This window comes from Burkholderia sp. D-99 (assembly GCF_011605345.1).
GTDB lineage: Bacteria > Pseudomonadota > Gammaproteobacteria > Burkholderiales > Burkholderiaceae > Burkholderia.
Map to the genome: position 1 here is coordinate 1,504,760 of NZ_JAAOXM010000001.1, position 14,320 is coordinate 1,519,079.

The following is a 14,320-nucleotide window of genomic DNA, read 5'->3' on the forward strand; positions in this document are numbered from 1 at the left end:
TTCCAACATACAGCATCGCACGACGATTAACCTAGCCTCGTAGGTAACCAGAATACTGCATCCGGACTTCCTCACGCTGATCACGGCGCGGCGCGCGTTACGCCGCGCCCTTCAGCTCGATCAGCAGATCCTTCGCCGCGACCCGATCGCCCGGCCCCACGTGCACGGCCGCGATCTCGCAATCGCGCTCTGCTGCGATGTGGGTTTCCATCTTCATCGCCTCGAGCGCGATCAGCGTCGTGCCGGCCGTCACGCGCTGCCCCGGCTGTACCGCGACCGTGACCACCGAGCCCGGCATCGGCGCGGCGACGTGCAGCGGATTCGCCGGATCGGCGCGCTGCAGGCCATGACGCTCCTTGCCCGCCTGCGCGACCGTCTTCTGCTCGACCAGCGCGGAACGCGACTGGCCGTTCAGCTCGAACAGCACCTTCACGATGCCGTCCTGCGCATCGGCGTGCTGCCCTTGCAGCGACACCAGCAGCGTCTTGCCCGGCTCGATGTCGATCGCCACTTCCTCCTGCGGCTGCAGCCCGTACAGGAACGCCGGCGTCGGCACGACCGACGTGTCGCTGTATGCGCGAACGTGCGCGTAATAGTCGATCGTCTGCTTCGGATACATCAGGTACGACGCGAGTTGCCGGTCGTCGAGCGGCTGCTCGCAGGCGGCCTCGGCCTGCGTGCGTACCGCGTCGAGGTCGACCGGCGGGATCTGGTCGCCGGGGCGATACGGCGCGGGCGGCTCGCTCTTCAGCACCTTGCGCGACAGCTCGGCCGGGAAACCGTCCGGCGGGAACCCCAGCTCGCCCTTGAACAGCGACACGACCGATTCGGGGAACGCGATGTCCTTGTCCGGGTTGCGCACGTCGTCCACGGCCAGATCGTTCGCGACCATCATCAGCGCCATGTCGCCGACCACCTTCGACGTCGGCGTGACCTTGACGATGTCGCCGAACAGCCGGTTCACGTCCGCATACGCGCGCGACACCTCGGTCCAGCGATGATCGATGCCGAGCGAGCGCGCCTGCTCGCGCAGGTTCGTGTACTGGCCGCCGGGCATCTCGTGACGGTACACGTCGGCCGTGCCCGCACGAATCTCCGATTCGAACGGCGCGTAATAGCGGCGCACGCCTTCCCAGTACATCGACGCTTCGTGCAGGCGGTTCTGATCCAGCCCCGGATCGCGTTCGCCGCCGGCCAGAGCGGCCGCGATGCTCGACAGGTTCGGCTGCGACGTGAGCCCGCTCATCGCATCGAGCGCACCGTCCACCGCGTCGCAGCCCGCTTCGATCGCCGCGAGCACCGACGCCGCGGCGATGCCGCTCGTGTCGTGCGTGTGGAAATGCACGGGCAGCCCGGTTTCCTCCTTGAGCGCCTTCACGAGCGTGGCGACTGCCTGCGGGCGGCAGATGCCCGCCATGTCCTTGATGCCGAGCACGTGCACGCCGGCCTGCTGCAGTTCGCGCGCGATGCCGACGTAATACTTGAGGTCGTATTTCGAACGCGACGTGTCGAACAGGTCGCCGGTGTAGCAGATCGCGCCTTCGCACAGCATCCCGCTTTCGCCCACGGCATCGATCGCGACGCGCATGTTGCGCACCCAGTTCAGCGAATCGAATACGCGGAACACGTCGACGCCCGCGCTCGCGGCCTGCTGCACGAAGAAGCGCACGACGTTGTCCGCGTAGTTCGTATAGCCGACTGCGTTCGAGCCGCGCAGCAGCATCTGGAACAGGATGTTCGGCACGCGCTCGCGCAGCAGCGCAAGGCGTTCCCACGGGTCTTCCTTCAGGAAGCGCAGCGCGACGTCGAAGGTCGCGCCGCCCCAGCATTCGAGCGAGAACAGTTGCGACAGCTCGCGTGCGTAGAACGGCGCGATCGGCAGCATGTCGGCGGTACGCATGCGCGTCGCGAAGAGCGACTGGTGCGCGTCGCGCATCGTCGTGTCGGTCAGCAGCACCTGTTTCTGGTCGAGCATCCAGCGCGCGAATTTCTCCGGCCCGAGTTCACGCAGTCGATCGCGCGTGCCGGCCGGAATCGCCGCGGTCGTATCGACCTTCGGCAGCACCGGCCTCGACAGCGGCAGCGCCGGCAGCGTGCGACCGTTCATCTCAGCGTTGCCGTTCACGTTCAGCTCGCCGAGATAGCGCAGCAGCTTCGTCGCGCGATCGCCGCGCTTCGCGAATTCGAGCAGCTCCGGGGTCTTGTCGATGAAGCGCGTCGTCACGTCGCCGGCGATGAAGGCCGGATGGTTGATCACGTTTTCGAGGAACTGCAGGTTCGACGTGACGCCGCGAATCCGGAACTCGCGCAGCGCGCGATCCATCCGGTGAATCGATTCGGCCGCCGTCGGCGCCCACGTCGTCACCTTGACCAGCAGCGAATCGTAGTACGGCGTGATCACCGCGCCGCCATACGCGGTGCCCGCGTCGAGGCGCACGCCGAAGCCCGCTGCGCTGCGGTATGCCGTGAGCCGCCCGTAGTCGGGGAGGAAGTCGTTCTCCGGATCCTCGGTCGTGACCCGGCACTGCAGCGCGTTGCCGTTCAGCGGAATCGCGTGCTGTTCCGGCACGCCGGCCGCGCGCGCGACAAGTGTGCCGTCGCCATCCGTCGCATCGTCGGCGAGCCCGATCCGGCCGCCTTCCGTGATGCGGATCTGCGCCTTCACGATGTCGATCCCGGTGATCATTTCAGTCACCGTATGCTCGACCTGGATGCGCGGGTTCACCTCGATGAAGTAGAACTGGCCGCTGTCTGCATCCATCAGGAATTCGACGGTGCCTGCATGCGTATAGCCGACGGCGCGCATCAGCCGCAGCGCCGATTCGCACAGCGCCTGCCGGCCCGCGTGATCGAGATACGGCGCCGGCGCGCGCTCGACCACCTTCTGGTTGCGCCGCTGCACCGTGCAATCGCGCTCGTACAGGTGCACGACCGTACCGTGCAGATCCCCGAGCACCTGCACCTCGACGTGCCGCGCATTGCGCACGAGCTTCTCGACATACACCTCGTCGTTGCCGAACGCGGCCAGCGCTTCGCGGCGCGCGACCGGCAGCAGGGTTTCGAGATCCTGAGCGTTTTCCAGGACGCGCATCCCGCGCCCGCCGCCGCCCCAGCTCGCCTTCAGCATCAGCGGATAGCCGACTTCCGCGGCCAGCGCCTTGCAGGCGTCGAGATCGTCCGGCAGCGGCGAGGTCGCCGGCATCACCGGCACGCCGGCCGCGATCGCCGCGTTGCGCGCGGCCACCTTGTTGCCGAGCGTGCGCATCACGTCAGGCGACGGGCCGATCCAGCGAATGCCGGCATCGATCACGGCCTGCGCGAAATCGGGGTTCTCGGACAGGAAGCCGTAGCCGGGATGGATCGCGTCGACCTTCGCCAGCCGCGCGACGCGCAGGATGTCGTCGATGTCGAGATACGCGGCGAGCGGCTTCTTGCCTTCGCCGATTAGGTAGCTTTCGTCCGCCTTGAAACGATGCAGCGCGAGGCGGTCTTCCTTCGAATACACCGCCACCGTACGCATGTTCAGCTCGGCGGCGGCACGCATCACGCGGATCGAGATTTCCGAACGGTTCGCGATCAGGATGGACTGGATGGGGGTAGGCGTCACGGCAGCCATGGATTTTGAATGGTTGAATGAGGTTCGCCGACGCGCCATCCTCCACCTGCCCGATTCACTGGGCGGCGGACGGATCGTCGCGTCGGTCATGCGGGGTTGCATCGTCCCGGCTTTCGCCAGTCAACATCTTGGTCATATCGCCCGACAGCCGCTATCGACGTCGCGACGACGAACAGCATTCAGCCGACCAACCGGGCAGACGAACAGGCGACCGGCCGGCCGGTCGTCGATCAGGACACGGCGGGCCCGCGCCACGACGCGGCCCGCCACGACTTCAGTCGCGGTGCTCGAAAAGCGGCGCGTGATCCATCCAGTCGTAGCCCGCACCGGATCTCGCCCACGCCCAGTTCGCATCGCCGCGTCGGCTATCGGTCGAGCCGGGCTTCATCGCCGGTCGACCGATATCGGCTCTCCGTTCCTGTGCAACCCGATGCGCCTCGTCCTGTGGTTCTGTGTTTCGCTTGCCGTAGCCTGTCATTGCATCACCTTACGTCTAAGAAGCGTGTCTTTCCTCGAACAATCTGGTCCGTCCGGAAAGGCTCGCCAGATGGGAGGACGTCAAAGACGTCGTTCCACTAATGCAAAAAGCAGGCCACATTGAATATCGAACGGACAGCATTGGTGTGCGGTGACCGGGTCTCAAACCCGGTCCCGTATAGCCTCAGATATGAAATCGAGGTTTCAATTCTGAAAGCAAAGAACCCCATTACAACGCCTTGGGTCGCGGCGCCGATTGCGATGCAAGTGACAGAGCGCCACGGTCTGGTCGACCGTCTCTCGCGAGCCTGAGATCGCCGCCCCGATCACCTTCAACGCATTAACGCGAGCGCCGTTCCCCGAGGTCACCCCGGTCGACGAAGCAGCGTCGTTTGCGTGTTGCAGTAGTGCGTCAGCCCGGCGACACCGTTTTCCACCCCGAGCCCCGACTGCTTGACCCCACCCATCGGCACTTGCGGCCCCAGGATGTGGATCTGGTTGATCCACACCACGCCGGCCTCGAGCCGGCGCGCGATTTCCTGCACTTGCTCGATGTCGGTACCCCACACGGACGCCCCGAGCCCATAGTGAGTCGCGTTGGCGCGCGCGACGACCTCGTCGACATCCCGGTACTTGAGCAGCGGCAGCACAGGCCCGAACGCCTCCTCCTGCACGCAGCGCGAATCGTCTGGCGGGTTGTCAACAATCGTCACCGGGATAAAGAAGCCATCGCTGTCGTCAACTTCGCCGCCCAGCGCGAAACAATGGCCAGCCGCTTTAGTGTCCGCGATCAAGTCACGCACCTTGCGATACTGCAGCGCATTTTGAAGCGGACCGAGGTGTGTTGCCGGATCGCTGCCATCGCCCACCTTGATCGTCTTTGCATACGCGACGAATGCTTCGAGGAACGCGTCGTAGATCTGCTCATGCACGTAGAGACGCTTGGTCGCCACACAGAACTGCCCGCTGTTCTGAAATGCCGCCCAGAACAACGCGGGCACGGCCGTCCCGATATCGACATCCGGCAGAACGACCGCAGCGTCGTTGCCGCCGAGTTCGAGCCCCGTCCGCTTCAGGGTTCCGGCAGCCGAGCGCAGCACCTTCTTCCCCATCTCGGTCGAGCCGGTAAACGCGATCATCCCGATATCCGGATGCTCGCTCATCGCTTGAGCGACGCTGTCCGACGTCGCAATGACGTTAAGCACGCCCTGCGGCAGAACCCGTTGTGCCAGCCTGCCCAGCAGGAGGGTCGTGAGCGGCGTATGCGGAGACGGCTTCAGAACCATCGTGTTCCCCGCCAGCAATGCCGGGGCGATCTTCCAGACTGCCAGCAGGATCGGAAAATTCCACGGAACAATGGCACCGACGACACCGATCGGTACATGACGCAAGGTCGCCGTCTGGCCGCCCCCCATATCAAACTCCTCGTCCGGGAGCGTGAGCTTCGCGATACCGTTGAACCAGTGCGCCGCACCGTCGATCTCCCACTCCGCCGCAACGCGGGGCTTCCCCTGTTCCGCCACGAGCCACGAAACGAGTTCGTCGCGATGCGCTGCGACGAGTTCGCCAAGGCCCGCAACAATGCGCTGACGCTCCGCGTACGAGGTGTTTCGCCATGCGGGCAGCGCGTCGCGCGCTGCCTTGACGGCAGCATTCAGATCCTCGACCGATGCCAGCGGAACATTCGCGAGTTTCTTTCCATTAGCCGGATTGAAAACTGCGTCCTGGCGGGATCCGCCGTGGTCCTTTCCGGCGATCGACAATTTGAAGTCCGAAACTGATTCGTCGATGCTGTTTTTCATCTCTTCTCTCCAATCATTCCGATAATTCTTGAAGCGTCGAAATAGCGCGGCTCGAACATCGAGCCGGTCGGAAGAAGCCGGTGATTCGATCGGCCGCGCGGCGTTATAGAGCAGGATGACGTTTACCGTCCTCGGTCAGCTCTCAGCCAATCGGCCGCGCGCTCTGCAATCATGATTGCCGGCGCGTTGGTGTTGCCACTCACGATGGTCGGCATGATTGACGCGTCGACCACGCGAAGCCGTTTCGTGCCATGTACACGGAGCCGCGCATCGACGACAGACGCCCTGTCAAGCGCCGGCCCCATCCGACAGGTGCCGACGGGATGGTATTGCGTGTCGGCACGATTACGAATGTCGGCGCGGATACCGGCTTCGTCGTCGATCCGCGTGGGATAAAGCATGTCGCCGCGAATCGTGTCGAACGGTCTTGATTCGATGATTCGTTGCTGGAGTTTTGCCCCCGTGACGAGCAGGTTCAGATCTCGCTCGTCGGACAGAAATTGCGGATCGATACGGGGGGCAGCACGCGGATCCGACGAATCCAGCATGACCGTGCCTCGGCTGTACGGGTGCAGCACATCGACGTGACATGATATGCCGTGACCGAGATGCATCTTCCGTCCGTGATCGTCGACCATCGCGATGACGAAGATGAGTTGCAAATCAGGAGCCGGCTGATCGGGCCTCGAACGCACGAACGCACCGGCGGTCGCGTAGTTCGTGGTCAGCAAACCCGTTCTGTCACGCTTCCATTCGAACATCGACCCGACCATCTTCATCGCGAAACGCGCCGATACACCCACGGTATCGTCCACACCTCGCACACGCCAGCTTTGTATGTAGTCGATGTGATCCTGCAAGTTCTTCCCGACACCTGACAGATCGTTGACGACGGGAATACCGACATCCCGCAGCACGTCCCCGGGGCCGATACCGGACAGTTGAAGGATCTGAGGCGAGCCGAACGCGCCCGCACACAGGACCACCTCGCCCCTCGCACGAACTTCGCGCAGTATGTTGTCCTGGTAATACTCCACGCCAACCGCACTCCCCGCTTCGACCATGACGCGAGCCGTGATCGCATCGGTCACGATTCTGAGGTTCGGCCGTTGCAGAGCGGGCACCAGATAGGCCTTGGCCGCGCTGCACCGCTCACCGTTACGCTGGGTCACCTGATAGAGGAATGCCCCGTCCTGTTCCGCACCGTTGTAATCGGAATTGAGCGCGATACCGTGCAGCTGCGCCGCACTCAGGAACAGCTCGCTCGCACCACTTTCGAAGCGCGGATACGTAACATCAAGCGGACCGCCAGTTCCATGCCATGCGTCGCGGAACTGTTCGTTGTTTTCCGCGCGAATGAAGGCCGGCAGCACATCGTCGTACCACCATCCAGGATTGCCGAGAGATGCCCAGTGATCGTAGTCCCAGCGATTACCTCTCACGTACAGCATTGCATTGATCGAACTCGATCCGCCAAGCGTCCGGCCGCGAGGCTGATAGCCTTTGCGCCCATTGAGCGCCGGCTGCGGCACCGTCTCGTATCCGTAATTGAGATGCGATGGCTTGCGCATCAGCAACGGCACCCCGGCTGGTGCGCGAATCAACGCGCTGGTGTCATGGCCGCCGGCTTCCAGCAGGCAGACCGTCGTGGCCGGATCTTCGGTCAGGCGCGCCGCCAGGACGCACCCCGCCGATCCCGCTCCCACGATCACATAGTCGAATACTTCACTGTTCATTCGTGCCCCTTCGCGGTATCCCATGCTCAAGAAACGCGTACCGAATTGCGCGGGACAATCGAACCCGCTGCTTGCAGGTTCGGTTGCCGTACAACGTCAGAACACGGCGCACTTAAAATTTCCTGGAGTACTGGAGCGCGTAGAAGTTGATGGATGTATCGAGATTTGTGCCCGTGGAGGGCCCGGTCCCGTAGACCTTGTTAGGCAGCCCGTAGTCAAACGAAAAACTGATGTCCTGCTTCTTGTCGATGTGATAAGTGAAGCCGCCGGTGATCGATCGGTTCTGCGTGACGGGGCCGAGCACGTTGGTCATCGTGTGAGCGGAATCGGACCACTGGCCGGACACCATGTAGCCTGCGCGCACCGTCCAGCGATTGTTGATGTCGTAGGCTGCGCCGAATCGGCCGGCGTTGATGTTCCTGTAGCCGAACGACTCCGGATTACCGAATATCCGCGTGTTACCCCAGTTGATGCGGAGGTAGTCGGCAGCCAACATCAGCGCGGGAATCGGACGCCACGACACGCCGACGCCGTATTCTTCCGGCAGATCGCCGCGCCCATCATTCGACGCGAGTACATCACGGTTGTAGCCGGAGAATCGGCTGAGTGCCGTCTTGGATGTATAGCTCGCACCGACGGACAGAGTCGGCAGCACGTCCCACAGAACCCCGAGTCTGAAACCGACACCGTAGGCGAAGCGCATCCCATGACCAGGCAGTTGCGAGAATCCGCTGGACAAATCGGGGGCGATCGGCTGCCCGTTGGGCACAGCGACACCCCGTGCAAGGAACGCGGCCGACACCAGGTTGAGCGACAGGCCCACGGCCAGGTTGTCCGTCAGTTTGCGCGTGACGGTCGGCGAGATGAAGTTCGCGACGAAAATCGTCGTCGAATGGCTCAACCCGGGAACCGGTACGCTCGACTGGTTATACAACCCTCCCGCGCCTTCGCCGGAGACCACCACGCCGAACGTCGTCTTGCTGTCGTATTGGAAATTGACGCCGCCGCTAGGGATCGCGAAGAACTTCAGCCCGGACAACTGGTTGTTTGGAGACAGGTAAGTGTTGTTCTGATCCGTTGTCAGCAGCAGTGTCGCGAGATCGAACCGATTACCGACCTTCGACAGGTTGGCAGGGTTCTCGGCACCCGATATCGTATCCACCGGATTGGCGATCGATGCGCCGCCCATCCCCATCAACAGCGGCGAATAGGAATCCGGCCGAGCGCCGAGCGCGCCCCATGCCGACATTGGTACTGCGAGAGGGATGCACGACATCGCAATCGGCGCTACAACGTGTCTGAAACGCTTCATCTGTCTCCACCTATTAATTTAGTTATACTGATTTATTAAGTGCAAATATCGGAAAACTACCGTCAACCCTCTTCCAATCGATATTCTTCCTGCCGTTCGAATATCTCGGTACAACCACCGGCACCGCCAACTCCGTATGCGGTGCTGGTAAGCACGAAACGCCCACCGTCCCGGAATGTCGCCTCCGGGTACGGTTGGTTCGAGCCGGCCGCCTCGCCTATTCGCCCAGGCCCAGTTCGCGATTGAGCTCCTGCGTGTGTTCGCCGAGCGTGGGCGCATGTCGCGGCACCGCCTTTTCAGCCGCCGAAAAGCGGACAGGCTGACCGACCTCCGTATAGCGTCCTTCGGTCGGATGTTCGCGCTGCGTGAACAACCCCGACGCGTTGAGCTGTGGATCGTCGAGAAGATCGTCGATCGTGTTCACACGGCTGGCCGGAATGTTGTTTTCGGCCAGCAACGCAAGCCATTCGTCGGTCGTCTTTTCCGGCAACACCTGTGCCATGTACCGATACAGCCGATCCGCGTTCGCACGCCGCTCCATCAGCGTGGTCAGTCCCGGTTCCTGCGTCACCTGCGACAAGCCCGCCAGTTCAAGGAAGCGCAGCCATCGGCCATCCTGGTAGGGCGCGATCACGATATAGCCGTCCTTCGTTCGCATCGGCTGGCGCGTCGGGTCAAGTTGTCGCGCGTAGCCCGTCGGTCCGAGCGGCGGATCGAACGTGCGCTCATACAGGTGTTCGAGCAGGTTGAAGCTGGCAATCGCCTCCAGCATCGGCACCTCGACGAGTTGCCCCTCTCCCGTTCGCAGACGATGAATCACGGCTGCCATCGTCGCATAGGCCGCATGCAGTCCGGAAACCTTATCGGCAAATGCCATCGGTAGAAATCGCGGCGCCGGGTTGCCATCCACCCGCGGCAGCAACGATGCTGCCCCCGACGACGCCTGAATGATGTCGTCATAGGCAGGCAGCCCGCTGGATGGGCCTCTGGTGTCGAACCCCGTGCAATGGACATAGATGATGTCCGGACGCAATGCACGCACGGTCTCGTAACCGAGCCGCGCACGCTCGACGGCGTCAGGACGGATGTTGTGAATGAGGATGTCGCTGGTCGCAAGCAGGCGTTCAAGCGCGTCGCGTCCTTCACTGCTTTTCAGATCCCATACCACCGATCGCTTGCCGCGATTGAGGCGGATATGGAGCGGTCCCATGTAAGGCGTCTTGGCCGACTTTCCGATATTTCGCGACGCGTCGCCGATTGCGTCTGGTTCGATCTTGATCACGTCGGCGCCGAGATCGGCGAGGATCTGCGTGCAATACGGGCCGAAGATAACCGTCGTCATGTCGACCACACGCAGGCCGCTCAGTAGTGAAGGTTTCATCAGGCTGTCTCCGAATCTTGATTGATGACTGCGGGCGTCAAACTTCGCGCCGTTTTTCAGTGAGATGGGACAGACCTGGTCGGCCCGTCCCTCGGCATGCGGGAACGGCAAGCATTGAGCGGCCGCGCGACCGTGCCGCGCGTCGTTCAGAGGCGTTCGATGATCGTGACGTTCGCCAGTCCGCCGGCCTCGCACATCGTCTGCAGCCCGTAGCGCTCGCCGCGTTGGCCCAGCGCATGGATGAGCGTAGTCATCAATCGTGTACCGGCCCCGCCGAGTGGGTGTCCGAGCGCGATCGCGCCGCCATTGACATTCAGTCGCTCGGGGTCGGCGTCCAGCGCCTTCAGCCAGGCGAGCGGCACCGGAGCGAATGCTTCGTTGACTTCGAAAAGGTCGATTTCGTTGACCGTCATGCCGGCCTTGTCGAGGGCCTTGCGGGTCGCCGGCAACGGTGCTTCGAGCATGATCACCGGATCGTGCCCGATGACCGTCATCTGATGGATCCGGGCAATCGGCTCGACACCCAGGGCCTTCAGTCCGCGGGCGTTGACAACCATCACGCCACTCGCTCCGTCACAGATCTGGCTCGCATTGGCTGCGCTGATCACGCCGCCCTCGGTCAACAACTTGACCGACGAGATGGTATCCAGCGACGCATCAAAGCGAATGCCTTCGTCGATGACATGCGTCTCGCCGCTCGGCGTGCCGTCCTTTGCCTTCACTGCAACAGGTACGATCTCCTGGTTGAACAGGCCGGCCTCGGTCGCCGCAATCGCGTGACGATGGCTGCGCAGCGCATAGGCGTCGATCTCCGGCTTGGCCAGTCCGAACTTCTTCGCGATCGCCTCGGCACCCGTGAACTGGCTGAACTCGACGCCCGGATACCGCCGCGCCATGCCCGGGCTGACGAAATGTCCGAGCCCGTGCTGCTGCGGCAGCGACACTGGCGTAAACATCGGTACGCGGCTCATGCTTTCCACACCAGCCGCAATTACCACGTCCATCGCCCCGGACATCACGGCCTGTGCGGCGAAATGCACCGCCTGCTGCGACGAACCGCACTGACGGTCAACCGTCGTGCCTGGCACGGCTTCGGGCAGACCCGATGCGAGAACGGCACCGCGAGCAATATTCATCGCCTGTTCGCCGACCTGGCCGACGCAACCCATGATGACGTCTTCGACGATCGCCGGATCCGCACCGGTGCGCTCGATGAGCGCGTCGATCACCGTCGCCGCGAGATCGGCCGGATGCCAGCCGGACAGGCGGCCATTGCGACGGCCACCCGCAGTGCGCGCGGCGGCCACGATAAATGCTTCGGACATATGTTCTCCAAGGGGTTCCGACTTCCACGTCATTGTTGTCGCGATCCCCGATGCGCGATTCGTCGGAACCGACGAATTTTCGATTGCGTCGCACTGCGCGGCGATGCTCATCCGGATTCGTCGGTTTCGACGAATCCGTCTCCGATCGGCTCCGCAATAATCCATTACGGCGGTCTCGCCGTTGCTCATCGACCCATCGTTGGAACACTCACACCATGTCCCTTTCCCTGTCCACCCCTGTCATCGTCGGCGTAGGTCAGTTCACCGAGCGGATCGGCTCACCGTCCTATCGCGCACTAAGTGCCGCCGAGATCGCAGCCGAGTCGGCAACGCGCGCGATCGACGATGCGCTGTCGCTCGACCGACTGCGCGACCATATCGATGCAATCGCCACCACCCGAACGTTTGACGATTCGAATCCGCTACGCGCACAACCGTTCGGTCGTTCGAACAATTTCCCGCGCTCCGTTGCCGGCCGGCTCGGCATTGCGCCGCGCATCGCGGTATGGGAAAAAGGGGGAGGCGACTCGCCGCAAAAGCTCGTCAACGAGTTCTGCGCGCGTCTGGCCAACGGTGAATGCCGCATGGTGCTGATTGCCGGCGCGGAGAATATCTCCACCGCCCGGTGGCTCAAGTCGGAAGGCAGAACGGCAGATTGGTCGGAAGACGTGGACGGCAGCGTCGATAACCGCGGCATGGGACTGCACGGCCTCGTCTATCGCTACAACACGAGCCACGGTCTGGTCGGCACGCCGCCGACATACGGGCTGTGCGAAACGGCGCGGCGCACGGCGCTCGGTCAGACGACTGCGGAATACGGCATCGAGATGGGGAAGCTGTTCGCACCCTTTACTGCCGTGGCTGCCGCCAATCCGTATGCGTCATCCGCCGTGTCGCCGCTCACTGCTGAAGAACTCGTGACTGTCGGCGAGCGCAACCGCATGATAGCGTCGCCGTATCCGCAGCGGCTCGTTGCCCGGGATCAGGTCAATCAGGGCGCCGCGCTCCTGCTGACAACCGTCGGTGTAGCACGCGAGCTCGGCATCGACGAGCGGAAATGGGTGTTTCTGGTCGGTCATGCAGCAGTCACTGAACGCGAAGTGATGGAGCGCCAACATCTCGGCCAGTATCCGGCCGCGGTGCTCGCTTGCCGCGATGCAATGCAGCAGGCTGGCGTCACGACCGACGATCTTGCGTTCTTCGATTTCTACAGTTGCTATCCGATCGCCGTGTCGAGCGTCGCGATCGATGGTCTCGGCCTGACGGCAGACGATCCGCGAGGCCTGACCGTGACAGGCGGCCTGCCCTATTTCGGCGGCCCGGGGAACAACTATTCGATGCACGCGATCGCGACGATGGTCAAACGTCTTCGCGAACACCGCGACACCTTCGGCCTGATCGGCGCGAACGGCGGCTACCTGTCGAAGTATGCGGTCGGCATTTATTCAACGAGCCCCGTGCCGTTCGCGCCAAACGATTCCGCACACCTGCAGGCCGAAATCAACAGCTGGCCCGCACCGCCGCGAGCCACGACGCCACAGGGCCGCGCGACGGTCGAGACGTTCACTGTTGTGTATGCGAAGGGAATTCCCGATTACGCGGTCGCCATGTGCCGCAACGCGGACGGGGCCCGCTTTCTCGCGAAAACGGAGGCCGGCGACACGCGCACCGTCGACGAAATGCTCAATGGCGATTCCGTCGGACGCACGGTCTGTGTGTGCGCGACCGATCGCGGCAATCGGTTCGCGTTCAGCGAGGCACGCCTCGACGAACTGCTTCCACGACGGGCTGCAGCGCTGCGCGAATCGTACGATTTCGCAAAGGTCGAACGTCGAGGCCACCTTTTGATCGTCACGATCGACCGCCCGGATGTACGCAACGCGCTGCACCCGCCGGCCAATGAGGAATTGGCCGGGATCTGGGATGCGTTCGAAGCCGATCCTGATCTCTGGGTCGCGATCCTGACCGGCGCCGGCAGCGACGCGTTCTCGGCCGGCAACGACCTCAAGTACACGGCCAGCGGTAATCCGATGTGGATTCCGCAAAGCGGCTTCGGCGGCCTTACCGCACGCGTCAGAACCAAGCCGGTGATTGCCGCGGTCAATGGCCACGCGATGGGGGGCGGCACGGAAATGGCGCTCGCGTGCGACATCGTCGTGGCCGACGAACGCGCGTCGTTCGCGCTGAGCGAAGTCAAGGTCGGCGTCGTGGCCGCCTGCGGTGGCCTCGTTCGCCTGCCACGCGAAATTCCGCGCAAGATCGCACTCGAACACATCCTGACCGGTCGTGCGATTCACGCGCGGCGAGCGGCCGAACTCGGCCTCGTCAATCGGGTGACGCCGACTGGCGAAGCGCTGGCTGGCGCGCTGGGCATCGCGGAAGAGATTCTGTCCGTGTCGCCGACATCGGTGCGTGTGTCGATGAAGATCGTCAACGATGTCGATGCAGGCGACCGTACGACGCCGAGCCGCCACCTCGACGAGCTGTATACGAGCGAGGACTACCTAGAGGGGCCGAAGGCGTTCAAGGAAAAGCGCAAGCCGGTGTGGAAGAACCTGTGATTCGTACGTATCGGTCGAAAGGCGGCCCGGTTTGGCCGCCTCGCCTCGCGCGGAACCGTCACCGTCCGGGTCCGGGACTCCCCGAGTGCATCGTGCCAACCCGCTTGTAC

Annotated in this window: 8 protein-coding genes; 1 reads left to right on the top strand and 7 read right to left on the bottom strand. The window is 63.2% G+C overall.

All coding sequences use genetic code 11. The annotated features are described in order from the left end of the window. Positions 1 to 97 precede the first annotated feature (97 nt). From HAV18_RS06560 to HAV18_RS06590, 7 genes are all read right to left on the bottom strand, one after another. Positions 98 to 3,616, bottom strand: coding sequence for a pyruvate carboxylase (locus tag HAV18_RS06560; protein ID WP_166953905.1), 3,519 nt, complete (start codon positions 3,614 to 3,616; stop codon positions 98 to 100). Between the two features lie 274 nt (positions 3,617 to 3,890). After that, the gene (locus HAV18_RS06565) at positions 3,891 to 4,094 is read right to left on the bottom strand and encodes a hypothetical protein (protein WP_166953907.1); all 204 of its coding nucleotides are present in this window, start codon (positions 4,092 to 4,094) and stop codon (positions 3,891 to 3,893) included. Positions 4,095 to 4,458: 364 nt separating this feature from the next. Further along, positions 4,459 to 5,895: an aldehyde dehydrogenase family protein gene (locus HAV18_RS06570; protein WP_166953909.1), complete on the bottom strand. Its 1,437-nt coding sequence runs from the start codon at positions 5,893 to 5,895 to the stop codon at positions 4,459 to 4,461. A 122-nt stretch (positions 5,896 to 6,017) separates the two neighbouring features. Further along, positions 6,018 to 7,631 (bottom strand): GMC family oxidoreductase, encoded by a 1,614-nt coding sequence (locus tag HAV18_RS06575; RefSeq protein WP_166953911.1) that lies wholly within the window; start codon positions 7,629 to 7,631, stop codon positions 6,018 to 6,020. A 112-nt stretch (positions 7,632 to 7,743) separates the two neighbouring features. Next, positions 7,744 to 8,943 (bottom strand): OmpP1/FadL family transporter, encoded by a 1,200-nt coding sequence (locus HAV18_RS06580; RefSeq protein WP_166953912.1) that lies wholly within the window; start codon positions 8,941 to 8,943, stop codon positions 7,744 to 7,746. 217 nt (positions 8,944 to 9,160) lie between these two features. After that, positions 9,161 to 10,324, bottom strand: coding sequence for a CaiB/BaiF CoA-transferase family protein (locus HAV18_RS06585; RefSeq protein ID WP_243771548.1), 1,164 nt, complete (start codon positions 10,322 to 10,324; stop codon positions 9,161 to 9,163). Positions 10,325 to 10,470: 146 nt separating this feature from the next. Next, positions 10,471 to 11,649: an acetyl-CoA C-acetyltransferase gene (locus tag HAV18_RS06590; protein WP_166953914.1), complete on the bottom strand. Its 1,179-nt coding sequence runs from the start codon at positions 11,647 to 11,649 to the stop codon at positions 10,471 to 10,473. A 50-nt stretch (positions 11,650 to 11,699) separates the two neighbouring features. Between HAV18_RS06590 and HAV18_RS39805 the strand changes: the two genes are divergently transcribed. Further along, complete coding sequence (locus HAV18_RS39805; protein WP_243771549.1) at positions 11,700 to 14,210, top strand: enoyl-CoA hydratase-related protein; 2,511 nt, start codon at positions 11,700 to 11,702, stop codon at positions 14,208 to 14,210. The last annotated feature ends 110 nt before the right edge of the window (positions 14,211 to 14,320 follow it).